Raw genomic sequence first — 24,998 nt, 5'->3', positions numbered from 1 at the left:
GTCCGGCACAAGCCGCGCTTGTTAGGGTGGGTGGATGAAACGACGTCTCGCCGCCCTTGCCGCTGCCGCCCTCTTGATCGGACTTACCGGCTGTGGGCAAGTGCAGGACGCTACCGAAAAGGCCGTGAACGACGGGGCGTCACAGGCTGCGACGGCGGCCGGCAATGAAGTGAAGAAGCAGGCCTGCGCCATCGTGCAGAACGGCCTGGTCAGCGCCAAGGACAAGGAGCTGCTGGGCGGTCTTGTCACCAGTGCGGAAGCCGCGGGTGCACCCGCTGAGATCACCACCCCGCTGCGCCAGATCGCCGACTCCGGCGACCAGGTTCCGGCCGAATCGGTTAAGGCTCTTCAGGACGCCTGCGCCAAGTAGCGCACGCCGGGAGCGGGCTGCGCCTTAGCGCTTCCCTTTTTTCCGGGAACCCTTGCCGCGGCCCTTGTCCGGGTTGGGCGCGTATCGCTGCGCCACCTTGGGCTTCTTGGCCGCTCCGGTGCCGCGCCGGTCCGGTTTGGGTTCGCGTTTGGGTTTCTCCTGCTGCGCCGAGGGCTGGCGGGAGCTCGCCGCGGTGCGTCCGCGGACAATCCCGATGAATTCCTCGATCACCTCGTCCGTCGAATCGCTCGGCCAGGCCAGGGCGATCTCCGTGCCGGGCGCACCCGTGAGCTTCCGCGCAACGGTGTCCTTGACGTTGAAATGCCGGGCCACGGACATCGGCAGGATCACCAGCCCTGCACCGGATGCCACCACCTGCAGGGCCGTCTCCGGGCCGCCGAGTTCCTGTACGTCGAGGAAGGCCTCCGCAGACAGGTCCGTCAGGCTCACTTCCTCAAACAAAGAAATCTCGTGCCCCTTGGGCGCCACCACCACGGGCTGTTCCTCGTAGAGCGGGATGACGCTGAGGCCCTCGCGTTCCACCGGCAGCCGGACAAAGCTCAGGTCCGCGGAACCGTCGCGGAGCACGGCGAGCTGCCCGCCGTCGTCGGACATAAAGGAGTGCAGCGGCACATCCGGCATCCGCTCCTCCCAGCGCCGGATCCATTTTCCGGGTGTCACACCGGCGACGTACGCGAAGCGCAGCTCGCGCCCAACGGCAACGGCTGGGTCGACGGCGGTTTCGTCGGGGGTCTGGGGTGCTTCTTCTGCTGCGGACACATGTTCACAGTACCTCCCGGAACGGCGCGGGGGTCCGCCCCGACGGCTGCACCGAGCTGGTTTGGTGCTGTTTTGGTACTGGTCTGGCGCTGTTTTGGTACTGGTCTGGCGCTGTTTTGGTACTGGTCTGGCGCCCTGCGGGCGGCCCGCCGGATACCCTTGAACTATGACCTCTGCAAACTCCCAGTCCATGAAGCCGGCCACCGTTGCCAAGAAGCTTGGCATCTACCTGCCGGCGACACCCCAGGAGTTCCAGGATTCGGTCATCACCCGCGCCGATTTCGCCGAACTCCAGGCCAACCCGCCGGAGTGGCTCGCGGAACTGCGCCGCAACGGTCCGCACCCGCGTCCCGTGGTGGCGCAGAAGCTCAACATCTCCATCAGCGGCCTGTCCCGCGGTGGTGTTGAGGAAGCGCTGACGACGGCGGAAATCACCGCGCTGCTCCAGGCTCCCCCGGCATGGCTGGTCGCCGAGCGCGCCACCCACGCCGCCGTCCGCGCCGAGGCCCAGCGCGTCAAGGACGAGGCCGCCAAGAAGGACGCCAAGAAAGCCCGCGCCAAGGCCGAATAGCGGCACGCGCCGCCTTCCGGACCCTATTTACGGCCAAGTTATTTACGGCCAAGTTGCTGGGCCACTATATGGAGGAGTATGCCTCCTTCGTGGCGCGCGTTCTGGCCGCACCCCCCGGGCCACATCGGCGACGAGCACCCCGACAAGGACAAACTGCGCCACTAGGCCACGCCCAGGGTGCGGTTGGCCCGGCAGCTAGTCCTGGTGCAGCTGCACGAAGTTACCGCAGCCGTCGTCCATCACCACACTGGTCCCGCCAGGCCCGTCGGACGGCTCCGCCTGGAACATCACTCCCTTGGCCGCCAGCCGGTCGTATTCGGCGCGCACATCCGGCACGCCAAAGACGATCGCTGGAATCCCGGCGTCGTGCAGGGCGTTCATGTAGGAAGCGCCGATCGGGTTGTCACTGGGTTCCAGCAGCAGTCCGGCGCCCCCGGCACCATCCGGATCCTTGACGATGAAGAGGTTGTGCTCCGGCATGGCCATCAGCGTTTCGAAGCCCAGCGTGCCTGTGTAGAACTCATGGGCCGAGGCTGGATCCTTGACGTGGATACTGCACATTTTCAGTCGCATGGCCCCTAGGCTACGCCGGGAGGAACCGTGACGGAACCGCGGCACAGCCCTCGCAGCCGGCCTTGGCTCCCATTGTGGCGGCCGACATCAGCTCGGCCGGCGGGGCATTGACGGCCCCGCCGCCAGGGATTCCAATGGAACTAGCGGAACAGCGCCCGCCCGGGACCGTTCCGGGGAGGTGTGTGCAATGACGCTTTCACTATCCGGTGCCCTCGCGGCCTGGCAGTTCCTCGCCCTCGCCATCCTGGTTGCCGGAGCGGCTTTCGCCTCGGTCTACTTCGCCCGCAAGCACCTGGCCATTAAGGACGGACTCTCAGAAGGCGCCGACGGCGCGTTTTGGGACGTTTTCGCCGGACTCGCCGTCGTTGTTCCTGCCATCATCCTTGCCTCCTCCGCCTGGCCCTGGGCCGGCCTGGCCCTCGGGATGCTGGCCGCAGGGGCGGGCGGGGCGGCACTGGCGGCGGCTCCCCGGCTGCTGGCCAGGCAGGATGCCCGCCGTGCCGGCCGTGAGACCCAGCTCAAGAACGAGGCGGCGGCCGCACGGCACCGCCGTGCCCTCGCCCGGTGGCAGCAGTACGAACTGGATCCGGGGTTTTCGATTGACTATCCCGCGATGAGCGACCCCCGGCAGCCGGAAACGGCGGCGCTGATCCGGGCGATCAAGGCCGCCGAGCGCCTCGGCGGCACCGCGGATCGTGCCTCTACCGATGCCGCCTACGCCCCGGCTGTGGAACGGCTGGAAGATGCCCTGGCTGCCGCCGAACGAGCGGCCGGCGTCAGCCACACCGGGCTGCCTGGTCCGGACCACGCGCACAGCTAATTCGCGGAATTGCTGATCCCAGCAGTTTCCGGCAACCTCGGAAAGGTTCCATCATGACTGACATCACGATTATCGGCAGCGGCAACATGGCACGGGCGATCGGCATCCGGGCTGTCGCTGCCGGCCGTTCCGTCCAGGTTCTGGACCGGACGCCGGAAAATGCCGCCAGGCTCGCTGCTGAACTGGGCGGCAACACCAGCCCCGGCGGCCTGAGCGAGGTTCCCGAGGGCGACATCGTCGTCCTCGCGCTGTACTACGGCCCGGCCAAGGAAGTTGCCACGCACTTCGGCGATACCCTCAGCGGCAAGACCGTGGTGGAGATCAGCAATCCGATCGACACCGAGACCTTCGATTCACTGGTTGTCGCCCCGGGGACGTCGGCGGCCGAGGAAATCGCCGCGCTGCTGCCGGGCGCACAGGTAGTGAAGGCCTTCAACACCACCTTCGCCGGCCCGCTCGGCTCCGTGACCGACGGCGGGCCGCCAATGGATGTGTTCATTGCCTCGGACTCCGAAGAAGCCCGCAACGAGGTCGCGGCCTTCGCCGAAGCCGCCGGACTCCGTCCGCTCCAAGTGGGCGGGCTACGCCACGCCCGCGAGCTGGAGGGCTTCCAACTGCTGGTGATGGGGCTGCAGGCCAACCCCGCGTATCCAACCTTCAACTGGGGCACCGGCTTGAAAATCATCGACTAGCGGAAACTGAGCCGGTGCACCTCAATGGTGGTGGACTTGGACCGACTCGTTCCCGGAGCCACCCGGGTTGCCGGACCAGCTTGGGCCGGTTCCGGCGAGACCCAAGACGCCAATGGCGATCGCCGCCACAACCGGGAGCGATCGGATGTGGGCTGACACTGCTTGTCGTGCGGGGAGCCGGCCCTTGTCACGGAGTAGGGCAACTGCAGCGAGCAGGGTGCCCAGTTCCAGGACGCAGCAGGCGATGTCCGCCAGACCGGTCGATTCGGGGACACCGGCGTTTGGTCCGAAAGGCAGTCCGACGGTCCGGGAGCACAACCACAGCGCCAGCGGAACAATCGAAACTGCCGTGACGGCCACGAGCACGGCGCGGTGCCGCCGTCCGAGCGATAAGAGGCCCGCGGCAATCTGGGCTGCGGCGAGAACGGCGAAGAAGACACCGGCGCCGGCCCACTCGCTGAGATGCTCCGGTACGACTGCAGCGTGGATGGCCGCGCTGCCGAGCAGCGTCGCAGCCAGAAACAACCATCGATGGTCAATCCCGCTTCCGCGGGCAGTTGGCTGCCGGGTGCTGCTGACGTTCAATCGGCCGCCCCGAATCGCAACAACCCAGCCGACCAGGACGAGGTTCGTGACCAGGAGTATCCCGCTGCCATAGCCCACAGCGCGCACCTGGAGCCCCAGCGACGCCTGCTCTTGCAGCGCCAGGCAGTCCCCCTCCGCGCAGGTATGGCTCATCGAGCCGATCAGCTGCAGTTGGGAAGACTGCAGCTGATAGTCGTAGGCCGCGCTGACCGTGATGAGTGCCACGCCGACGGCGGTTCCGGCCGCAACAATCAGCAGCGCAGTCAGGATCGTGCCCGACCTGCGCAGCACCGGCCCGAATAGATGGAGTGCCAGCGCCAGGGCCCCAAGCACCGCGAAGACGAAAACCGGCAGAACCAGGGTGGACTCACGAAGCCAGCCCGCGAACGGCTCCTCCGTGCGTTCAATGGCCCCAACGGCACCGCGCAGCGACATCATCCAAAATCCGTCAGCGTAGGCCATCACAACAGACAGGGATACAACCGTCAGCCACGGAACAGTTGGCTGGCCCGGGACCGAACCGCTGCGGTCCATGTTGGCGTCGGCGAGCCGCTTGTCCTCGATCAAATCCCGCTGCCTCGCATGTCCGCTGTCGGAGCCGGGGCCCGTCTGGTGTGACAGGCCCCAACCCCAGGATTTCGTTTGGGGGCGGGAGGCCGTCATGGTGTGATCTCCCAACCGAACATCATGGCGTGGTCCTCGTGCGCAAGGTTGTGGCAGTGCGCCACATACGGCCCCACGAAATCCCTGAATCCCCGGTAAAGGATCACCGAATCGTTCGGGTCGAGCGCCGCCAGGTCTTCTTTCGAGACGTCGTCGGGATGCCCGGCATCTGCTGCAACAGTCACGTCCTTGCCGTTACGCATGACGGTGCGGTGCTCCTCCATGTGCAGGTGGAAGGGGTGCACCCAGCCGCCGCCGCCGTTGCGGACCTCCCAGAGGTTGAAGCTGTTCTTCCTCTGCGCGGCCAGCGGCGTCGCGCCTGCCTTGTTTTTCAGACTCCTCGCCACCGTCGTCGGGTCGAAGGGTTTGCCGTTGATGAGCCACTCGGTCTCACCGCCCAGAGCGCCCCGCTTCACCTCGAAGATCAGGCGGTTGTCCAACAAGTTCCGCCAGTTGCTCGGCAGTGGCGGAAGCGGACGCAAAGGAGTCAGAGCAGCCGGGATCACGCTGTCGTCCGGCGCGCTATCCCCGATCACGAACTTCAACAGGGGCACCTTGTAGGCCGGATCGGGTAAGAAGCGGGACGAGTTGGACCACATCCGCCCGTTGGGCATCTTCATGACATTGGTGAGGTAGATGACGTCGCCTTTAGTGGTGGGCGTGCCGTCCTGGTACCTGGTGAAATCGACGATGACCTCGCGCCGCTTGGCCGGCCACAGTTCGAACGAATCCCGCTTGATCGGGAACGGGAGGAGCCCACCGTCGGAGGCGACCTGGGTGAACTGCATGGACTGCTGGCCGTCGGGGATGCGGTACTGGCCCTCGAGTTCGTCATCGACGAAGCCGAGCGACGCCGACGACTTGGGACCCTGCGTCGAGCTCATCAGCTTGAAGTCGTAGATCCTCGAGACCGAGGCGTCCAGGAACCGGAAGCGGTACTTGCGCCGCTTCACCTCCAGGACCGGGAAGGCCGTCCCGTTGACCGTGCAGATGTCGCCAACAAAACCGTGGTTGGGGAAGTGCTTGTAGAACGTCTTGCCCCACCACTCGGGGTGCTTGGCCGGGTTCTTGGCGGCCGGGAACTCGCCCTGCACGTCGTGGATGTCCTTGTGAACGGTGTCGCCGTCGTCAAGGCGGAAGTCCGAGAAGGCCAGCGGGATGTCGTACTTGACGTCGAAGGAACCGTCCGAGTTGTTGGTGCGGACGCCGGGCAGCCGGAGGCCCCGCCGCTCGTCCCCCATGTCCAGGCCGTTCTTCGGGTCGTAGATGGGATACAGGCCGACCAGGCCCTTGTAGACGTTTGAGCCGGTGTGATCCATCGTGTGGTCGTGGAACCAGAAGAAGCTCTGCTTCTCCCGGTCGTCTCCACCGGCCGGCCAGTTCAGGTACAGGTTGTCGACAAACATCTGCGGCCTGAAGCCCGGGTGCTTCGGCCCGGACACCATCGAGTAGTGCGGGTTGCCGTCGCTCTCGGGCGCGGTGTGACCGTTGTGCAGGTGGGTCAGGAAGGACCAGTCCGGGGAGCCAAAATCCTGGCGATCAAGGTTGAGCGGGTTCTCGTCCAGATGGTTCTCGAAGCGGACGAGCGCGGGCTTGCCGTACTCGGCGTTGATCATCGGGCCGGGGAAGGCGCCGTTAAAGCCGTAGATCGTGCTGGGCGGCAGTGTCCGCTTCGTGCCAGCCGGGTACTTCTTGCCGGATGAGTCGAACGACTCCGTAGGCTGTCCCTCCGAGTCGATCGGCAACACCTGCGACGTGGTGAAGGAGTGGGTCCGAAGCTGCACGTCGATCTTGTAGACGATCGGATCCGGATAGCCGATCTGGCTGGGCCAGATCTGATGCCGCTCGTTACCCAGCGAATTCTGCTGACCAGGTCCGGGCCCCGGCGGCTTCGGCCAGGCGCTGTACACCGACTTCGGTATCGGGCGGAGCGACTTCGGGATGGGCAGCTGGTCACTGAACGGCGAGAGGATCAGCGGGCTCGTCGGGAACTTCTCAATGTAGAACAACGCGTCACCTAGCGCTGCCGACGTCGCGGCGAACGCGCCGTCCGCTGTGAGCAGGCCCCTTTGTGCAAGAAACGGCACCCCCAGGCCCTGCGCGGCAACCAGCGCGGCACCGGCTCCTCCGGCCGCCCCCAACCTCAATAGGGTTCTACGGGACACCCCGCCTTCTTCTGCAGATTGCCCAGCCATCAGTCCGCGCCCCCTTCGTGTGGGGCCGAAGGGCCGTCCTGCGGCCCGAGGCCACCATCCCCTGCACGTCGATCCCTAAATTGAAGAGTGATCACGAGGAAACTCCCTACCCTGTGGGCTCAGCTTCGCTAGGCCCTCCGCCGCTGACGCCATTACTATGCGTGGAAGACCTTTGGAAACACTGGGCTTTTCGGGGCAGGACCCATCCCGTCATCGGGGCATATTGGGAGTGGCTGATTGCGGTGCTGGACGAATACTCGCCAGCAGCGGCCCGCCGGTTCCGCGGGCCTAGAGCTCGACCGTTCCGCTTTCGCCGACGCTCATCCGGCTGTTGGTGACTTTGGACTTGATCCACTGCAGCACTGTGGCCGCCGTGCCGCCCGGGCTGGTCCAGTACTCGGCGGAGTCCGAGTCGACGTGGAGCAGGACCACCTCGGGGGTGTCCGGTCCGTCCGGGAACCAGGCATCCACTACCTGGTTCCACATGTCATGGATCAGCTGCCGGTCGGTCACCACTTCGGCAGTCCCGGCCACCGAGACCCACTCGGTGTGCTTGCCGAAAGACACGTTCACCGCCGGGTTGGCACGGAGGTGGGCCACCTGCGAGGTGTTCGCCGAGGTGAAGAACCACATGTCGCCGTCGTCCTTGACCTCTTGGACGGCCAGCGGCCGGCTGACGAGCGCGCCGGCTTCGTTGATGGTGGTGAACATTCCGATGTGCGAATCGTTGATGATGTCCGTGACTTTGCTGATGCTTCCGGCATCCGACATGCTCTCACCTCGTCCTGGTTCCAACGGAGGAAGGTCCCCCTCCGAACAGCCTATTGGTAAGTGTGCTTACTTTCCAATGGCTGCCGGACGGAGACCCTCCTGAAACCGGCCGCGGGCTCAGTGCCCCCGGGACAGGACCTTGCCCCTAAAGAACTCGGGGCGGAGCTTGGCCATCACCAGCATGAGCACCACGCCCAGCAGGATGACACCCATGCCCAGGATGAAGACCAGGCCCACGCCACCGATTGACGAGCCGGAACCGTACGCGGGGTCCATGGAGTCATAGGCCGTCTTGACGAACATGACCAGCAGGATGACGCCACCCAGAAGGGGAGCCAGGAACTTGAAGAAGAACGCCTTCGCCCCGCTGAACGCCTCGGCGCGGAAGAACCAGACACAGGCCAGCGCGGTGATGCCGTAGTAGAAGCAGATCATCATGCCCAGCGCCGTGATGGTGTCCCACAGAGCATTCTCCGACGTCGTGCGGGTGATGACATAGAACGCCGCGGCAGCCACAGCCGAGGCAATCGTGGCATAGCTCGGCGACTTGTATGTGGGGCTGATGTTGCCGAATTTTTGCGGCAGGGCCTTGTAATGGCCCATGGACAGCAGGGTGCGCGCCGGCGAGACGAATGTGGACTGCAGCGATGCGGCGGAGCTGCTCAGGATGGCCAGCGACATCAGGATGGCGAACGGCCCCATCACCGGCCCCGCGAGGACCGCGAAGATGCTGCCCTGATTCTCCGGGTTGCCGGCACCGAGGCCTGTGTCGCCGACGCCGGCGAAGGACAACGTGGCCAGGGCAACGGTCATGTAGATGATCACAATGACAATCACGGTGAGGGTGGCCGCACGGCCCGGGGTCTTCTCCGGGTTCTTGGTCTCCTCATTCATGGTCAGCGTGACGTCCCAGCCCCAGTAGATGAAGATGGACAGCGAAACGCCAGCGGCAAAAGCGGAGAAGGATCCCACCGCGAACGGATTGAACCAGTCCGGGGCGATGGCAGTGGCGTCAAAGGCCGTCCCGTTGGCGACGTGGCTGAACGCTGCCACGGAGAACCAGCCAAGGACCAGCAGCTGGAATCCCACGAGAACGTACTGGACAGTCTTGGTGGTTTCCATGCCGCGGTAGGAGATCCAGCAGGCGAGGGCAATGAACACCAGCGTGGTGGCGATGTTTAGCGGCAGGTTCGTAGTGAGGTCAGCGAGGTCCGGGTTACCCGTCAGCTGCGCCAGCATCAGGTAGAAGAAATCCACCGCTACGGCCGCCAGGTTCGAGAGCACGATGATGGTCGCAGCAATCAGCCCCCACCCGCCCATCCAGCCAATCCACGGTCCAAACGCCCGCGAGGCCCACGTGAAGGACGTGCCGGCGTCGGGCATGGCGTTGTTCAACTCGCGGTAGCCGAGCGCCACCAACAGCATGGGGATAAAGCCCACCAGGAAGATCGCGGGCAGGTGCAGGCCGACCTCGGCCACGGTGGGGCCCAGTGCCGCCGTAAGGGTATACGCCGGGGCGATACAGGAAATACCGATGACGACGGCGCCAATCAGGCCCACCGATCCGGCCTTCAGGCCCTTCTCACTGAGCCCGTGCTGGTCGTGCTTCTGGCCGGGATGCGAGGCCTGGGACATCGCGTGTTCGGTGCTCATTTTTCTGCCTCTCGGGGAACGTCATTGGATGCTGACTGGTTGAGGTGCTTAAGTTCATAGTCACTGGGGACCACGATCATCGGCACCGGCAGGGCGCGCAGAATGCGGTTGGCCGTGCTGCCGAGGAAGATGGACCGGCCCTTGGCAAGCCGACTAGACCCAATTAACAGGACCTCGCCGTCCTCCCAGTCCAGGCGGTCCACTGCTTCCTCGATGCTGCGGCCCTGCGCGACGACCACGTCGGTCTTGGCTGCCTCCCGGGCCTGCTGCTCGCCGTCAGGCAGGGCCGCGGCAAGGTGCGTCTCCGCGTACTCCCGGGCCGCATCCGCTGCGCCGGCCGCATCGGCGGCATCGCCGCCGTGGAGCGCCAAAAGCGAGACCACGCGCAGCGGCACGACCCTGTTCGATGCCATGCCAAGGGCGAAATCGAGCAGTTTCTCGGCACCCGCCCGGGTTCCGAACCCACAGCTGATCCGGGTCAAGGCATCCTGGCGGTGATAGCCGTGCGGCGCCAGGGCCACCGGAACAGTCGACGCGTGGAGCAGAGCGCTGGCCACCGACCCGATCGTGAACCGCTTGAAGATCCCGCTTCTGGTTGCCCCAATGATCAGCATGTCCGCGCCCAGTTCCTCGGCCGCCTCGATCAGCGCGTGTGCGTCCGAATCGTGGCTGCGGATGTGCGCCTGCGCCGGGACACTCGAGGGAACCAGTGCCAGCGCCTGGTCGAGCCACTCCTGGGCCTGCTCATTGAGCAGATTTTCGAAGCCAGCCTTGGGTGCGAGGGCGTGCCCTGACTGCTGCACTTCAGGTACCACGAGCACGAGGTCCAGGCTCGCTCCACGCCCGAGCGCCAGGGAGACGGCCAGATTGACCGCATCATGGCCCCTGTCATCGGCTGAATACCCTACTACGTAACGCATCTGGTCCCTCTCCTCACTGAACTGAACCGTTGGGGTTATCTGCTGGTCGACTTGCCTACCGGGAGACGGAAGCGCGGTCCGCGGCTGCGACGATCCGGGCGGCCGTGATCTGCCCCATCCGGACGGCGCCGTCGACATGCTGGTAGCCCTCGGCCGCAAGGTCGGAGCAAGACCAGTAGATGGGGCCGACCGGCTTGCGCTGGTCCTTCCCGTACCGGTGGAGGCCGCCGAGGTCATAGCTGGCGGCGTAAGCTCCGCGGGTCCATTCCTCAGAGCCCCAGTCGGACTCGTAGTAGACCTCGGGATCCAGGGCTTTTTCGCCGAGGAAGGACGCAATCGATTCGAGGATGGCGCGGCGCCGGTCCTCGGCGCTGAGCTCGAACATCGCGTCGGCCTTCTCGTCGGAGACGAAGCCCACCAGCGTGCCGCGGGGGTCCTCGTGGTTCGTGTTGTCGTAAACCTCCTGCACAATCGCACCGGCGCCGAAGGCCGTCCCGGAGAGGCCATCCTCGCGCCAGAACGGCGAGCTGTAGACGGCGTGAATCTTGATCACCAGACCAAGGGACTGGTGCTGGTGCATCTGGTGCTGGCGGCGGGGAAGCGGCGGGTTGAAGGACACCCGGGAGTAGAGGTTCGGCGGCACGGCCATGATGACGAAGCGGGCGGTCACGGTGGCCCGTTCGGAGACTGCCGTGACGCGGTGTCCCCCGCTCGAGTCCTCGGTCCAGTTAATGGTCCGGACAGGGCTGTCGAGGACCACATCCCCGCCCAGTTCAGCGGCCTGGAGCAGCGACACCTGCTGCATCCCGCCGATAACCCGCTTGTCCAGGATGAAGTCCTCATCCGTGAGATTGCTAAAGGAGCCGGCTGAGGCAGCCATCAGGACGGCCTGCAGGGCGGAGAAGGCATGGGCGGGCTTGGTCAGCATGCCACCCGCGATGAACAGGCCGATGTTGTTGCACGCCTCCTCATCCGTTGAGTTCTGCCGCAGCCAGTGGTGGAAGGAAATGGTGTCCAGCTCGCGGGCCTTGGGGTGTGCCCACGGCTCCTCGGCACCGATCTCCTCGGCGAGGGAATCGAGTAGGACCGTGAGTTTGTCCATTTCGGCGGCTGTGGCCTCGCCGACGGGGAAGGTGTCACCGGTGTACAAGGTGCGTTTGCCGTTTGCGCCGATGTAGACGGATTCGCCGTCGCGGTAGCGGGAATAGGTCTGCAATCCGAGCTCATCCAGAAGCCCCAGGAGTGCCGTCTGGTCCGGCGAGACCCACTGGCCGCCGATTTCGAGCATGGCCCCGTCAATCGTGTCGGTCCAGGTCCGGCCGCCCACGCGGTCCCGTGCCTCGAGCACAGCCACAGTCAATCCGGCCTTCTTCAGCTCGCGGGCTGCGGTCAGTCCCGAAGGCCCGGCCCCTACGATAACGACGTCGCGGTCAAGTTCCAGCATGATGTCCTCTCCGTGGCCGCTTGAGTGATGCGGACCACTAAATGAATGCCGTTCATTTAGATGATAGACCTTCGTTGCGGTTCAGGGAAGACCCGGAAGACCCACTGCCACGTGGATTTCTTCCGTAAGGTTGGGGGCAGAATGGGCTGAGTCCCGGAACGACAGCCAAGCAAAGAAGAAAGGCCCGGAATGACGGCAGCAACCAGCGTCCCCGCCGATCCTCACAGCCCCACAGATCAACACAGCCCCGCCGCCAAGCCCCGCCGCCGCGTGGGCCGGCCGGCCGCGGCCGTTCTGGATCAGGGCGGCATCACCGCGGCCGCCCTGCAGCTGATCGGCAAGAGCGGATACGACGGCTTCACCATGGCCGCGCTGGCGAGGACCCTCAATGTGGCGCCTTCCGCGCTGTACAACCACGTTTCCTCCAAGCGGGACGTTCTGGTCCTCGTCCAGGACCACTTGACGTCGTTCGTGGACGTCGCCGCGTTTGAGACCGGGCCGTGGGAGCAGGCGGTGAGGGACTGGGCCTGGAGCTACCGTGATGTGTTCTCCAAGCACACGCCGTTGATCCCGGTGATCGCCGTGCTGCCGGTGACGGACGCACCCAAGACGCTGGCCATGTATGAGGCCGTCAGCGCGGGTTTCAGCCGGGCTGGCTTTCCCCAGGAGCGCATCGTCCCGGCCATTGTCGCGATCGAATCGTTCATCTTTGGCTCCGCGTACGACGTCACGGCACCGGCGGACATCTTCGATTCCGGGACCATGGCCGCCTCGACGCCGCATTTCACGGCCGCCGTCGAGCGCCTGGCCGAGGACAGCCATGAAAAACCGGCCGACGTCGCCTTCAGCCTGGGACTCGAAGCACTCCTCGCCGGACTCGGGGCGCTGCGGGCGGCTTAGGGGCGGGCGCCGGGCTGTGGCTTAGAGCGCGAACGTGCGCCAGTACGGGTTGGCTGCTCCCTCGCGGGCTGTAGGAGGGCTGTCCGCACCCGGTATCTCTTCACCCGTTCCCAGTACCTGAGCAGAAGAGCACAATGAAATCCATGAAGACATCAAGGATCTATGTGCTGGTGCACGGTTCATTCGTCGGGGCCTGGTGCTGGTCGCGAGTCGTCCCTCTGCTGGAAGCTGCCGGGCATGAGGTTTACGCGCCGACGCTCACCGGCGTCGGAGAACGCGCGGGCGAGGCGACCCCGGAGGTGGGGTTGCTGTCCCACATCGATCAGATCACCAGCCTTGTCGAGGCGAACGATCTTCGGGATGTCGTCCTGGTGGGGCACAGCTACGGCGGAATGGTGGTTGCCGGTGTCGCAGGCCGTGTTCCGGAGCGGATCGCGGGGATCGTGTACGTGGATGCATTCGTCCCAAATCCGGGGCAGTCCGCCCTGGACATCTTGCCGTCGCTCCGGGACGCCTTTGCCAGCCTGGCTCTGCCCGACCGTCCATGGCTGTTTGCGCCATTCCCGCTCGAGGCACTCGGAGTCGAGGACCCGCAGCTACGCGAGTGGGCCGCGCCGCTGCTCACACCCATGCTGTGGAAGGCAGTCGACGAAAAGCTTCCCGACGAGGCAGGAGATCTGAGCACCGTGCGAATCGTGTTCGTGCACTGCGCCCGCGGACAGTTCTTCGATGACACCGCCATCGACTTACGGTCCCACGGGATCCCCGTCCTGACCCTGGACGAGGGGCACATGGTGCACCTCACGAACCCCGGGCGCCTTGCCGCAACGCTCATCGAGGCAGAGCATGAGCTCGGCAGGCTGACGGAGTGAGGTGGTCCCGCTCGTCGTTGAATTCGGTGGACCGGGTGGGCCCTGGAAACACTGGCTAACTCATGACGCGGGCCGGTCGGGCCCCCAGCGCGCGGTCGCGTGTCGGGATTCACGTGGGCGAACAGGCGTCTGGCATGGGTGGAGACAAAAAAGACCCCGGGAAATCGTTGATTTCCCGGGGTCTTTCGATTGCGTGCGCGAGGGGGGATTTGAACCCCCACGCCCTTTCGGACACTGGCACCTGAAGCCAGCGCGTCTGCCGTTCCGCCACTCGCGCGCAACTTCTTCCACTCGGATAGGGCCGGTTTCCCGGACCGCCAACCTCGTAAAAGCAGCGAGATCAAGCATAACGGACAATTGCGGGAAAACACCAATCGAGCCGTCCAGGTCCCGGGTCCCGGTGTATTTCCCGCCTATCAAGCCCTGTAGTCGAACGTCACGCTGGGCCCCGCGGGGGTGGCCCCGTCGGCGATGTTCGCGCACGTCAGAGCGCAGCCAGCGCTCATTTCGGCGGCCGCCCGGCGGCGTCCATTGAGGCCATTCCCAGACACGCCCAGTAGTATCTGATGTAGGAGTGTCCGCTGAGCGCGGGCTCGCAAAAGTTGGAAACCGAGTTCCGGAACGAGCGCTGCATTGCAGCCAACAGGAAAGGAGAAGGACCATGGGATTGCTGGACAAAGTCGAGCGCGGCATCGAAAAGGCCGTCCGCGGAGTCTTCTCCACCGGTTCTCGCGCCCAGGTTGAGCCTGTCGAGATCGCGAGCCGGCTCCGCACCGAGGTGGACAATAAGGCCATTACGATCGCCGCGGGACGCACCTTGGCCCCTAACGTTTTTGACGTGCTCCTTAGTAGCGACGACTTCCAGCGCGCCCAGGAATGGGGCACTCCGCTCGCGGAAGAACTGTGCGACGTCGTCATCAACCATGTCCGCAGCCAGGGCTACACCCTCCAGGGACCGGTTCGGATCAGTTTCCGCCGCGACGAAGAGCACCGCGCCGGGGATTTCGACATCACCTCGCGGACCGAGAAAAGCTCCGCCCCTTCGGCCCCTGCCCAGCCGGGAGCTCACGGCAGCGTACCGGCGGCCCCGACACGCCAGCCGGCACAGCTTCAACCCGTACTGGACATCGACGGTCAGCGCTACTCGCTGAACGCGCCTTCGATTGTCCTCGGACGGTCCTCGGAAGCAGACATCCTCATTGACGACACCGGCGTTTCGCGCCGCCACCTGGAAATCCGGACGGGGTCTGGCCCGGCCCAGGCGATCGATCTCGGCTCCACGAACGGCAGCTACGTCAACGGCCAAAAGATCGTGGGCAGTTCCGAACTTGCTGACGGCGCCACGATCATGATGGGACGGACCAAAATCATCTTCCGCCTTCTGCCCGCCAACACAGGCGGCCGCGCATGAGCGAACTGACCATCACGGCCCTGCGTTTCGGGTTCCTTATCCTCCTCTGGGTGCTGATCTTCAGCATTGTTTCTGCCATGCGGCGCGACCTGATGATCGGTCGCAAGGCGGCGGCCGGGGCCCCAACGGCACGCCAGGTGCGCAAGAATCCGGACCTCGCCGAGCCCGCGCCCGCCCCCGTCAAACAGCAGGCCCGCCAACTGGTGGTGACCGAGGGACCGCTCAAGGGCACCACTATCCCCCTAGCGGCGAGCCCCATTCTCCTTGGCCGGGCACAGGAAGCGACCCTCGTCCTGGAGGACGACTACGCCTCGGGCCGCCACGCCCGTCTGTTCCCGCAAGGCAGCCGCTGGTTCATCGAGGACTTGGGCTCCACCAATGGCACGTATCTGGCAGACCAGCAGCTGACCCGGGCCCTCCCGGTGGAGCTGGGCGTCCCCGTGAGAATCGGCAAGACGGTCATTGAATTGAGGCCGTAGCCATGGCTGCCCCCGATCGCCCCGCAGACAGGGCCGAAGGTAAAACTACGCCCCTGAAGCGGCCGCTCATCATGCGTTACGCCGCGCGTTCAGACGTCGGCCGCATCCGCGCCAAGAATGACGACTCCGCTTATGTGGGCCGGCACCTCGCCGTCGTTGCCGACGGCATGGGTGGCCATGCAGGCGGCGACGTCGCCTCCGCCGCGACCGTCCTGGACATGATCCACCTTGATCATGATGACTACGACGGCGACGCCGGCACTGTCCTCGCCGACGAAATCCAGACGGCCAACTCCCTGCTGTCCGAGCTGGTCCACATCAATCCCAAGCTCGCCGGGATGGGCACCACGGTCACGGCCCTCCTCCTGGCGGAGGGCAAGCTTCACTTCGCCCACATAGGCGACTCACGGGCCTACCGCCTGCGCGACGGTGAGTTCGAACAGGTCAGCATCGACCACACCTTTGTCCAGCGGCTGATCGACGAGGGCCGTCTGCGCCCGGAAGAGGCCGAGACGCATCCGCACAAAAACGTCCTGATGCGTGTGCTGGGGGACGTCGATGCCAGCCCGGAACTGGACCTCGACACCTTAGCTGTCCAGGCCGGGGAACGCTGGTTGCTGTGCTCGGACGGCCTGAACTACGTGGCCGGCCACGTCGTGGAACGCACGGTCCGGGAGACGAAAGATCTGGGCGAATGCGCCGATCTCCTGGTTGAACTGACGCTGGAGGCGGGCGCCCCGGACAACGTGACGGTGGTGGTGCTCGACATCGCCGAGCCGACTCGCGATGACGTCCGGACCGCCGCCGTCGACGTCGTGCCCGCGCCGGCCACCGGGACCTCGACGCCCGGCGCCGCAGCCGGAGCGCTGACCGGCAGCACCTTTGGTGCCGCGAAGCCTGCCGGCGAGTCCGGGAAAAAGGACGACGCCGGGCCCGCCGCGCAGGGCGCGGCCGGGGGTGGATCGGGCCGGCCGGCCACCGACCCTGCCCCTGCTGGGGCCTCGGCTGACGGCACGCCGGCCGCTGCCGCGCAGGAGGATGCCGGAAGCAAGGAACCAGAGACCACCACCGACCCGCACTTGGGCGAACACCTCTCGGCCGAAGTCCTGCGTGAAGAGCTTTCCATGCGCCCCCACGAACTCGTCGGGGCCGCCGCCGCAGCAGCGGAATCGGGGTCCATTCCGTCAATCGCCGGACGCACCGTGGCCCGGCGCGCGGCCACCGTCCTGACGCACAAGTCGGAACAGGACCGGGAGGACACCGACGACTTCAGGGCCACCGGACGGCCGCGGCGGTGGCTCACGGTGTCCATTGCCGCCGCGATCGTCGCGCTGCTGGGCATCGGACTGTGGCTTGGCTACGCCTGGACGCAGACGCGCTACTACATCGGCGAGCACGATCAGCATGTGGCCATCTTCAACGGCGTCTCCCAGCGCCTCGGGCCCATCCAGCTTTCCACCCTCGAAGCGGTGACCGATATCAAGATGTCCGACCTTCCCGAATTTTCGCAGCAGCGGGTGCTGCAGACAGTGCCGGCGCGCGATCTTTACGACGCGCAGCGGATCGTCAAAAATCTGGAACGCACCGGCACCACCGCCCCGGTGGATGAATGCCTCACCCCGTCCCCCACAGCGACGGCAGCCGGTGCCACCCCCGGTGCAACGGCCAAACCAAGCGCCACGGCCTCCGCAGGGACGGCCAAACCAAGCACCTCGGCCTCCGCAGGGACGGCCAAACCAAGCGCCACGGCCTCCGCAGGGACGGCCAAACCAAGCACCTCGGCCTCCGCAGGGACGGCCAAACCTTCACCCTCCGCCACCCCGACTACGAATTGCGAGGGGGACAAATGACACCCATCGACCCCGTGCCCAGGCCACGACGTAACGTGGAGCTGGTCCTCCTTGTCCTTGCCCTCGCGGTCGGTATTGGCGCCCAGGCCCTAGTGGGCGTGGACCGGCAAAAAGCGTTCGATACCGATTTCTGGTTCCAATCCAGCCTGCTGGCGGCAGCTGCGTTGGCATTTCACGTGGTTCTGCGGATCCGCGCAAAATATGCCGACCCGGTAATACTTCCGCTCGTGGTGGCCCTTAACGGGCTGGGTTTGGCCATGATCCACCGTCTGGACAGGGTGGGCGAGGACACCGGCAACAACCAGCTCCGCTGGACACTGGTTGCCATGGCGGTCGCGATTGCGGTCATCTGGTTCCTCAAGGACCACCGGATCCTGCGACGCTTCACCTACATTTCGCTGGCCGTCAGCGCCGTGCTCCTGATCCTGCCGCTGGTTCCCGGTATCTCGGCTGGGGAGGTCCTCGGCGCCAGCGTCTGGATCAAGATCGGCTCCATGACTTTCCAGCCCGGTGAAATTGCCAAGATCACGCTTGCCATCTTCTTTGCCGGGTACCTGTCCTCGAACCGTGACCTGATCCTGCTGGCAGGCCGGAAGATCGGCCCCGTGCAGTTCCCCCGGTTTAAGGACATGGGCCCCATGATCACCGCGTGGCTCGTGAGCATCGGCGTACTGGTCTTCCAGCGCGACCTCGGCTCCTCGATCCTGTTCTTCGGTCTGTTCCTGGTGATGATCTACGTCGCCACGAGCCGCATCAGCTGGGTGATCATCGGTCTGATTCTGATTGTGGTGGGCGGCTTCGTGGCAGCCCGCGTCTTTTCCCACGTCGCGCTGCGGATCGACGGCTGGATCAATGCCTTCACCGATGAGGTCTACGGACGGCAGTTCGGTGGCAGCCTCCAAATCGTCGAAGGCCTGTTTGGCATGGCCAACGGCGGTCTGGTGGGCACCGGCCTCGGCCAGGGCCGGCCCAACCTGGTCCCGTTTGCCAACAGTGACATGATCATCGCCTCCTTCGGTGAGGAACTCGGGCTGATCGGTGTCTTCGCGATCGTCCTGATGTACCTGCTGCTGTTCACGCGGGGCTTCCGCGCCGCACTGGGCACCCGCGACGCGTTCGGCAAGCTGCTCGCCACCGGGCTCTCCTTCGCGATCGCGCTGCAGTGCTTTGTGGTGATTGGCGGCGTCACGCGCCTCATCCCGCTGACCGGACTCACGACGCCGTTCCTCGCCGCCGGCGGGTCCTCACTCTTGGCGAACTGGATCATTGTGGGCTTGCTGCTCATGATTTCGCACACCGCGCGCGGTCCGGTGGATACGACACCGCTGCCGCCCGGCCAGGAACCGGGTATCCGCAAAAACTTCCCCGTGCTGCCCTCCAAACCGGCACCGGATCCCCGAACCAGTCCAGACGCACCCACCGAGGCGGTGAAACAGCTGTGAACCAGGCCATCCGCAATTCATGGATCGCCGCCATCGCGATGTTCGTGCTGGTCTTCGGTGCGCTCAGTTACGTGCAAGTGGTTGGCGCAGACGAGCTCAAAGCCAATGCCTGGAACAGGCGCGCCATCTTGCAGAACTACTGCAACGACCGCGGCGCAATCATTGTCGGCGGCACCCCGGTGGCGGAGTCTGTTCCTGCCACGGAGAGCTGCAAATTCCAGCGGACCTACTCCCAGCCCGAGCTCTATGCGGGCATCACCGGATACTTCTCCAAAAACTACGGCCTCACCGGGCTTGAGAAGTCGATGAACGACGAACTGGCAGGCAGCTCGGACCAGCAGTTCCTCGACCGGGTGGGCCAATTGTTCCTCGGCAACCAGCCCAAGGGCGCGTCCGTAGAGCTGACCCTGGACCCCAAGATCCAAAAGCTGGCCTACGACCTCATCCCCGACGGCCAGCGCGGTTCGATCGTGGTCACCAACCCGAAGACCGGCGCGATCCTGGCCATGGTCTCCAAACCGTCCTATGACCCCAACCTGATTGCCACCCAGGATCCGGCTGCCGAACAGGCCAATTACACCGAACTGAACAAGGTTCCCGGAATTAACCTGAACCAGAACGTCAGCGGCCCCACTGGCGCCCTGCTGGCGCCTGGATCGGTCTTCAAACTCATTGACACGGCCGCGGCGCTGAACTCGGGCAAGTACAACAAGGACAGCGTCCTGCCCAACCCGGCGGAGATGTCATTCCCCGGCATCGATTACAAGCTCCCCAACTACGCGGGCGGCAACTGCTATACCCGCACCACGGCGTCGTTCGCGTTTTCCCTGCAACAGTCCTGCAACACGCCCTTCGCCAGCATCGCCACGGACCTGGGGCAGAAGGCCATTGGGGACCAGGCAGAGAAGTTCGGCTTCGGACAGGACTTCGGCGACCAGCTGAAGCTGGACCACGCGGCGAGCTTCTTCCCGAGCGAACCGCTGGACGACGCCGGGCTGGCGCAGTCCTCGATTGGCCAGCGCGACGTCCGGGCCACTCCGCTCCAGATCAACACGATGACGGCGGCAATCGCCAACGACGGAGTGCAGATGCAGCCGAACCTGATCAAGGCGGTGCGCGCCCCTGACCTGCGGGCGATCAGCGAACCGAAACCCCAGGCTCTGCGCACCGCCACGACCCCGGAGATCGCGCGGCAGATCAACGAGTGGATGGTCAGCGTCGTCGACGACGGCATCGCCAGCAGGGCCGCCGTGCCCGGTGTCCCGGTAGCCGGCAAGACCGGTACCGCGGAACTCGGCAACGGCCTGAACAACTCATGGTTTACCGGGTTTGCCCCGGCAAATGACCCGCAAGTGGCTGTCACCATCGTCATGGAAGGCGTAGATATCACCACTGGCGCAAACCTAACCAGTCCGAACGCGAAGAAGATTTTTGAGGCGGTGTTGAATAAGTGAGGCCTACTTCGGGAATCACCCTCGGCGGCAGATTCCAGCTGACCACGCGCATTGCGATCGGCGGCATGGGAGAAGTCTGGAAAGCCAAAGACCTGATCCTTGGCCGCATTGTCGCCATCAAGGTGCTCAAGGAGGAATACACGGGTGATCCCGGATTTCTTCAGCGCTTCCGCGCCGAGGCCCGCCATACCGCCCTCCTGAACCACGTGGGCATCGCCAACGTCTTCGATTACGGCGAGGAGGAGGGCTCGGCCTACCTGGTCATGGAACTGGTCCCTGGCCAGCCGCTGAGCAGCATTATCGAGCACGAACAGGTGCTTTCCCCGGACCGCACCCTTTCGATGATGGCGCAGACGGCGCGTGCCCTGGCCGTCGCCCACGCGCAGGGCCTGGTGCACCGCGACATCAAGCCGGGGAACCTGCTCATCACCCCGGACGGCCGCGTCAAGGTCACCGACTTCGGCATCGCACGCCTGGCCGACCAGGTTCCGCTGACCCAGACCGGCCAGGTGATGGGAACCGCCCAGTATCTGGCACCGGAACAGGCCACGGGGCAGACAGCCACCGGTGCCTCGGACATCTACTCTCTTGGCGTGATCGGCTACGAGTGCCTCACGGGCCACCGGCCGTTCTCCGGGGAATCCCAGATCGCCATCGCGCTGGCCCAGGTCAACGATGCGCCGCCGCCGCTGCCGGACACGCTGCCCCGGCCGGTCCGCGCCCTGCTGATGTCCATGCTGGCAAAGGATCCGAAGAACCGCCCGGCCGACGCCATCAAGCTGTCCGAGGCAGCCGAGGCCATCCGCAACGGTGATATCGCCGCCGCGCACGCGGCCGTGCCGGGCATGCTGCTTTTCGAGGCAGCCACGGGCCCCATCACGGCCCCCGTCGACGTCCCCACGGCGGCCACCAGCGTCATTGGCTCCAGCGCAGCGGAGGCCAAATCGACGTCCGCAACGTCCGCGCTGCCCGTCGTTGGCGCAGCCGGCGCCGGCGCCGCGGCCGGCCTGGCCGCCGGTGCGGCCGCCGCCAGCGGCTACGGTGCCCGCAACGCGCTCAACCGCGCCGATGCCCTGGCCGCCGAGCGGACCTGGGTGCAGGAAGAAGAGGACGAAGACTACGACGAACCGGAGGAGGAGCCGAAGCGCCGCGGACGTAGCCCGTGGACCTGGCCGCTCATTGCGCTGATCTTGCTGGTGGTGTTCGTCCTGGCCGGCGTGGTCTTGAGCCAGGCCGGCAATATCTTCCCCTCGCAGGCGCCGGCAACCACCGGTGCCACGTCCAGCATCGCAAAGCCCAGCAGTGCCACCCCCTCGGCGCCGTCCGCGACCCCCTCAGAGACCCCCACCCCCACCGCCAGCTCAGCGACACCCACGCAGTCCACTCCGGCAGCCATCAACCTGATTCCGGATGCCTATCTGGGGCGGCCATACAACGACGTCCGCAACGAACTGATTGGCAAGGGGCTGCAAGTCACCGGCGCCGAGGTTGTCAACGACGCGACGCCGGGCACGGTCACCAACATTGATCCCTCCGGTGCGGTCCAGCCCGGGGACACCATCACCGTCAGTTACTCCAAGGGACCGGAAATGGTTTCCGTCCCGTCCATCAAGGCAGGCGCAAGCGAGGCTAAGGTCCAGCAGGCCATCCAGGACGCCGGGCTGCGGTGGGCCAAGGGGGCCGACGTCAGTCCCACGGACAAGAACGAAGATCCGGGCACTTTCGTGAGCTCGTCGCCTCCTTCCGGGTCCAAGGTGACGGCCGGCAGCGTCGTGACCTACCACCTGGCCGAAGCCGCCGCCTCAACACCGTCACCTACCAAGTCCGGACCCTAAACAATCATGAGCAATACACCCCGCACTCCGTCGCACAGGGAGGAACGCCCGGCGAACACGCAGCGCGTCCTCAGCGGGCGCTATGAGCTGGGTGAGCTGATCGGCCGTGGCGGCATGGCGGATGTTTTCCGCGGCGTCGATACCCGGCTGGGACGCACCGTGGCCGTCAAGCTGCTCCGCCCCGACCTGGCCAGAGATCCACAGTTCCAGGCCCGGTTCAAACGCGAGGCCCAGGCGGTCGCGGCACTCAACCACCCTTCGATTGTGGCTGTCTTCGACACCGGGGACCACGCGGTCCCCGGTGACCACAATGACAGCGTCCGGGTGCCCTACATCGTGATGGAATTCGTTTCCGGCAAGACGATCCGCGACATGGTGCGGGCCAAGGATGTCACCATCGATCAGGCGATCGACTTCACCCTCGGTGTGCTGTCTGCGCTCGATTACAGTCACAAGGCCGGAATCGTGCACCGCGATATCAAGCCCGCCAACGTGATGTTTTGCCCGGATTCGAACAGCGTCAAGGTCATGGACTTCGGGATCGCCCGCGCCATGGCGGACTCGTCGGCCACCATGACGCAGACGCAGGCCGTCGTGGGCACAGCCCAGTACCTGTCCCCCGAACAGGCACGGGGCGAAACCGTCGACGCGCGGAGCGATCTCTACTCCGCAGGTTGCCTTCTCTATGAAATGCTGGCCGGCCGGCCGCCGTTCATCGGCGACAGTCCCGTCTCCGTGGCCTACCAGCACGTTCGGGAGATCCCCGAGCCCGCCAGCAGCCTGAACCCCGATGTCTCCGAAGCGCTGGACAGCGTGTTAATGAAGGCCCTGCAAAAGAACCGCGCGGACCGTTTCCAGGACGCGGCCGCATTCCGCCGTGCCCTCCGGGCCGCACGCAGTGGCGTTCCAGTGATGGCACCGGCCGCCAGCGAGGCCCCCACCGACCCCACCAACGCCGTTCCCCGGCATGACCCCTTGGCGCCCACAGCAGCGTTCTCCCTGACCGGGGCCAAGTTCCTCGACGATTCGCCCGGCGGCCGGCTCCGGCCCGCCGAGGAAACGCCCGACGACGAGCAGTTGCTGCCGCCTGCAGGCACCGAACTCTATGGCACGGCGGACACCGGCAGCCTGCCCCTGGCGCTGCCGGTCGAACGCGAGCACTCTCCACGCCAGAAGTCGCGCCGCCGTACCTGGATCGCGACGCTCGTGGTCCTCACGCTGCTGGTACTGGCCGGGGGCGGATTGTGGCTGTACAACATTATGAATCAGGCCCCGCCGCAGGCAACCAAGGTCTTGGTTCCCACGGTGACGTCCCTGACGGAATCAGAAGCCCTGCAGAGGCTGTACAACGCCGGCTTCAAGCCACAGCTTCAACGGCTGCAGCACGAGAGCATCCCCAAGGGCACCGCCATTGGCACCGTGCCGGCATCGGGAAGTTCCATGGACGCCAACTCGGACATCGTCCTCAACATTTCCGAAGGACCCAGCGCCATCACCATCCCCACGGACCTGCCCGGCCGGACGGAGGCGGCGGCACGCGATCTCCTGCACCAGACAGGACTGACGGGTTCCCTCACCACGAAGATGTCCAACAACCCCACGGTCCCGGTCGGCATCGTCATCACCACGAACCCGGCCCCGGGCCAAATCGTGGCCGTCGCGGGCGCCGTCGAAATCGTCGTCTCCACCGGGAAGGTGGCTGTGCCGCAGCTGATCGGGCTCCCGCGGGCGGAGGCGGAGGCGAAACTGACGGCGCAGGGCCTGAAGCTCAACGTCACCGAAGTGGAGAATTCCCAGGTGGCCCCGGGAAAGGTGACAGGCCAGTCCGATGCCGCGGATTCGCTCGTGGAACAGGGCAAGACCATCGCCGTGACCGTGGCGAAGGCACCAGCGCCGCCCCCGGCACCGACGCCCACGCCCACGCCGACTCCCACCAAGACCACGTCCAAGGAGGACGCGGTCCTGGAAGGACTGTTCCCCTAGGCCGGTCGGGTCAGTGCTTGATGAGCGGGCTCAGGTCCGCTGCCCGTTCAGCGGCGCCGGCCATGCCCAGCGACTCAAGCCAGTTGCCCAGCATTTGGTAGCCGCCTTCGGTCAGGACAGATTCCGGGTGGAACTGGACACCGCACAGCGGTGCGGTGCGGTGCTGCAGGCCCATCACAACGCCCGTGCCCGTTTCCGCGGTGATCTCCAGGACAGCCGGGATGCTCTCGCGGACGGCGGCCAGCGAATGGTAACGGGTGGCCGTGAGCGGGGAGGGCAGCCCGGCAAACACGCTGGTTCCGTGGTGTTCGACGAGGGAGGTCTTGCCGTGCATCAGCTCGGGAGCGTGCGTCACTGTTCCGCCGTAGGCCTCCGCCAGCGCCTGGTGGCCCAGGCACACACCCAGCATGGGCTTGTCATGGCCGCCGCACCATTTGATCAGCTCAATGCAGACACCGGCCCCGGCGGGATTCCCCGGCCCGGGAGAGATGAGGACACCGTCCCGTGCCTCGGCCATTTCAATCGCCTCGGCGAGCGTGACGTCGTCGTTGCGGACCACGGTGGTCTCGGCACCGAGTTCCTGGAGATAGCCGACCAGGGTGTAGACAAAGCTGTCGTAGTTGTCTACGACCAGGATCTTGGTTGTACTCATGGGTGCTTTGCTGAACCAATCGTTGAGTCTGTTAACTGGGTAAATTGTGCCAACCAGGGAAAAAGGAACTGAACCATCAATAC

22 protein-coding genes and 1 tRNA gene are annotated in these 24,998 nt (G+C 65.5%); 13 read left to right on the top strand and 10 right to left on the bottom strand.

Annotated elements, in window-relative coordinates:
• Positions 1–34 precede the first annotated feature (34 nt).
• Complete coding sequence (locus tag AC1DEM_RS03425; protein ID WP_476883115.1) at positions 35–370, top strand: hypothetical protein; 336 nt, start codon at positions 35–37, stop codon at positions 368–370.
• Positions 371–394: 24 nt separating this feature from the next.
• On the opposite strand, the gene AC1DEM_RS03420 is transcribed toward AC1DEM_RS03425, so the two are convergent.
• Positions 395–1,150 carry a LysR family substrate-binding domain-containing protein gene (locus AC1DEM_RS03420; protein WP_476883114.1) on the bottom strand — a complete coding sequence of 252 codons (756 nt, stop codon included), beginning with the start codon at positions 1,148–1,150 and terminating at the stop codon, positions 395–397.
• 166 nt (positions 1,151–1,316) lie between these two features.
• Between AC1DEM_RS03420 and AC1DEM_RS03415 the strand changes: the two genes are divergently transcribed.
• Complete coding sequence (locus AC1DEM_RS03415; protein WP_476883113.1) at positions 1,317–1,721, top strand: DUF5997 family protein; 405 nt, start codon at positions 1,317–1,319, stop codon at positions 1,719–1,721.
• Positions 1,722–1,916: 195 nt separating this feature from the next.
• Here AC1DEM_RS03415 and AC1DEM_RS03410 read toward each other — a convergent pair whose 3' ends face one another.
• Entirely contained in the window at positions 1,917–2,294 is a 378-nt protein-coding gene (locus tag AC1DEM_RS03410; RefSeq protein WP_476883112.1) for a VOC family protein, read from the bottom strand.
• A 187-nt stretch (positions 2,295–2,481) separates the two neighbouring features.
• Here AC1DEM_RS03410 and AC1DEM_RS03405 point away from each other — a divergent pair, with 187 nt between their 5' ends.
• Complete coding sequence (locus AC1DEM_RS03405) at positions 2,482–3,114, top strand: hypothetical protein (protein ID WP_476883111.1); 633 nt, start codon at positions 2,482–2,484, stop codon at positions 3,112–3,114.
• A gap of 53 nt (positions 3,115–3,167) precedes the next feature.
• Positions 3,168–3,806 carry an NADPH-dependent F420 reductase gene (locus tag AC1DEM_RS03400; RefSeq protein ID WP_476883110.1) on the top strand — a complete coding sequence of 213 codons (639 nt, stop codon included), beginning with the start codon at positions 3,168–3,170 and terminating at the stop codon, positions 3,804–3,806.
• A gap of 21 nt (positions 3,807–3,827) precedes the next feature.
• Here the strand turns inward: AC1DEM_RS03400 and AC1DEM_RS03395 are convergent, their stop codons facing one another.
• From AC1DEM_RS03395 to AC1DEM_RS03370, 6 genes are all read right to left on the bottom strand, one after another.
• The gene (locus AC1DEM_RS03395) at positions 3,828–4,958 is read right to left on the bottom strand and encodes a hypothetical protein (RefSeq protein ID WP_476883109.1); all 1,131 of its coding nucleotides are present in this window, start codon (positions 4,956–4,958) and stop codon (positions 3,828–3,830) included.
• A gap of 92 nt (positions 4,959–5,050) precedes the next feature.
• On the bottom strand, positions 5,051–7,219 hold the full coding sequence (locus AC1DEM_RS03390; protein WP_476883108.1) for a multicopper oxidase family protein: 2,169 nt from the start codon (positions 7,217–7,219) through the stop codon (positions 5,051–5,053).
• Positions 7,220–7,537: 318 nt separating this feature from the next.
• Positions 7,538–8,020, bottom strand: coding sequence for a pyridoxamine 5'-phosphate oxidase family protein (locus AC1DEM_RS03385; protein WP_476883107.1), 483 nt, complete (start codon positions 8,018–8,020; stop codon positions 7,538–7,540).
• A gap of 117 nt (positions 8,021–8,137) precedes the next feature.
• Positions 8,138–9,655 carry an APC family permease gene (locus tag AC1DEM_RS03380; protein ID WP_476883238.1) on the bottom strand — a complete coding sequence of 506 codons (1,518 nt, stop codon included), beginning with the start codon at positions 9,653–9,655 and terminating at the stop codon, positions 8,138–8,140.
• 14 nt (positions 9,656–9,669) lie between these two features.
• Positions 9,670–10,593, bottom strand: a complete 924-nt coding sequence (locus tag AC1DEM_RS03375) for a universal stress protein (RefSeq protein ID WP_476883106.1) — start codon at positions 10,591–10,593, stop codon at positions 9,670–9,672.
• Between the two features lie 55 nt (positions 10,594–10,648).
• The gene (locus tag AC1DEM_RS03370; protein WP_476883105.1) at positions 10,649–12,037 is read right to left on the bottom strand and encodes a flavin monoamine oxidase family protein; all 1,389 of its coding nucleotides are present in this window, start codon (positions 12,035–12,037) and stop codon (positions 10,649–10,651) included.
• 189 nt (positions 12,038–12,226) lie between these two features.
• Between AC1DEM_RS03370 and AC1DEM_RS03365 the strand changes: the two genes are divergently transcribed.
• The gene (locus AC1DEM_RS03365) at positions 12,227–12,937 is read left to right on the top strand and encodes a TetR/AcrR family transcriptional regulator (RefSeq protein ID WP_476883104.1); all 711 of its coding nucleotides are present in this window, start codon (positions 12,227–12,229) and stop codon (positions 12,935–12,937) included.
• Positions 12,938–13,080: 143 nt separating this feature from the next.
• Positions 13,081–13,809 carry an alpha/beta fold hydrolase gene (locus tag AC1DEM_RS03360; RefSeq protein ID WP_476883103.1) on the top strand — a complete coding sequence of 243 codons (729 nt, stop codon included), beginning with the start codon at positions 13,081–13,083 and terminating at the stop codon, positions 13,807–13,809.
• Between the two features lie 194 nt (positions 13,810–14,003).
• On the opposite strand, the gene AC1DEM_RS03355 is transcribed toward AC1DEM_RS03360, so the two are convergent.
• A tRNA-Leu gene (locus AC1DEM_RS03355) sits at positions 14,004–14,086 on the bottom strand.
• 384 nt (positions 14,087–14,470) lie between these two features.
• Between AC1DEM_RS03355 and AC1DEM_RS03350 the strand changes: the two genes are divergently transcribed.
• The 7 genes from AC1DEM_RS03350 to pknB are packed head-to-tail and all read left to right on the top strand — an operon-like array spanning position 14,471 to position 24,263.
• Complete coding sequence (locus AC1DEM_RS03350; protein WP_476883102.1) at positions 14,471–15,220, top strand: FhaA domain-containing protein; 750 nt, start codon at positions 14,471–14,473, stop codon at positions 15,218–15,220.
• Entirely contained in the window at positions 15,217–15,699 is a 483-nt protein-coding gene (locus AC1DEM_RS03345; protein WP_476883101.1) for an FHA domain-containing protein FhaB/FipA, read from the top strand. Before AC1DEM_RS03350 ends, AC1DEM_RS03345 begins: the two co-directional genes overlap by 4 nt.
• 2 nt (positions 15,700–15,701) lie before the next feature.
• Entirely contained in the window at positions 15,702–17,549 is a 1,848-nt protein-coding gene (locus AC1DEM_RS03340) for a PP2C family protein-serine/threonine phosphatase (protein ID WP_476883100.1), read from the top strand.
• Positions 17,546–18,991: an FtsW/RodA/SpoVE family cell cycle protein gene (locus AC1DEM_RS03335; protein ID WP_476883099.1), complete on the top strand. Its 1,446-nt coding sequence runs from the start codon at positions 17,546–17,548 to the stop codon at positions 18,989–18,991. The genes AC1DEM_RS03340 and AC1DEM_RS03335 overlap by 4 nt, the downstream gene beginning before the upstream one ends.
• On the top strand, positions 18,988–20,445 hold the full coding sequence (locus tag AC1DEM_RS03330; protein WP_476883098.1) for a peptidoglycan D,D-transpeptidase FtsI family protein: 1,458 nt from the start codon (positions 18,988–18,990) through the stop codon (positions 20,443–20,445). The genes AC1DEM_RS03335 and AC1DEM_RS03330 overlap by 4 nt, the downstream gene beginning before the upstream one ends.
• Positions 20,442–22,280, top strand: a complete 1,839-nt coding sequence (locus AC1DEM_RS03325; protein WP_476883097.1) for a protein kinase domain-containing protein — start codon at positions 20,442–20,444, stop codon at positions 22,278–22,280. Before AC1DEM_RS03330 ends, AC1DEM_RS03325 begins: the two co-directional genes overlap by 4 nt.
• Positions 22,281–22,286: 6 nt before the next feature.
• The gene (pknB, locus tag AC1DEM_RS03320; RefSeq protein ID WP_476883096.1) at positions 22,287–24,263 is read left to right on the top strand and encodes a Stk1 family PASTA domain-containing Ser/Thr kinase; all 1,977 of its coding nucleotides are present in this window, start codon (positions 22,287–22,289) and stop codon (positions 24,261–24,263) included.
• 10 nt (positions 24,264–24,273) lie between these two features.
• Here pknB and AC1DEM_RS03315 read toward each other — a convergent pair whose 3' ends face one another.
• Complete coding sequence (locus tag AC1DEM_RS03315; RefSeq protein ID WP_476883095.1) at positions 24,274–24,915, bottom strand: anthranilate synthase component II; 642 nt, start codon at positions 24,913–24,915, stop codon at positions 24,274–24,276.
• Positions 24,916–24,998 lie beyond the last annotated feature (83 nt).

This window comes from Arthrobacter sp. 05T420 (genome assembly GCF_056396305.1).
Note: the sequence above shows the minus strand (reverse complement) of the source record. Positions and strands in the feature narration are given on the sequence as shown.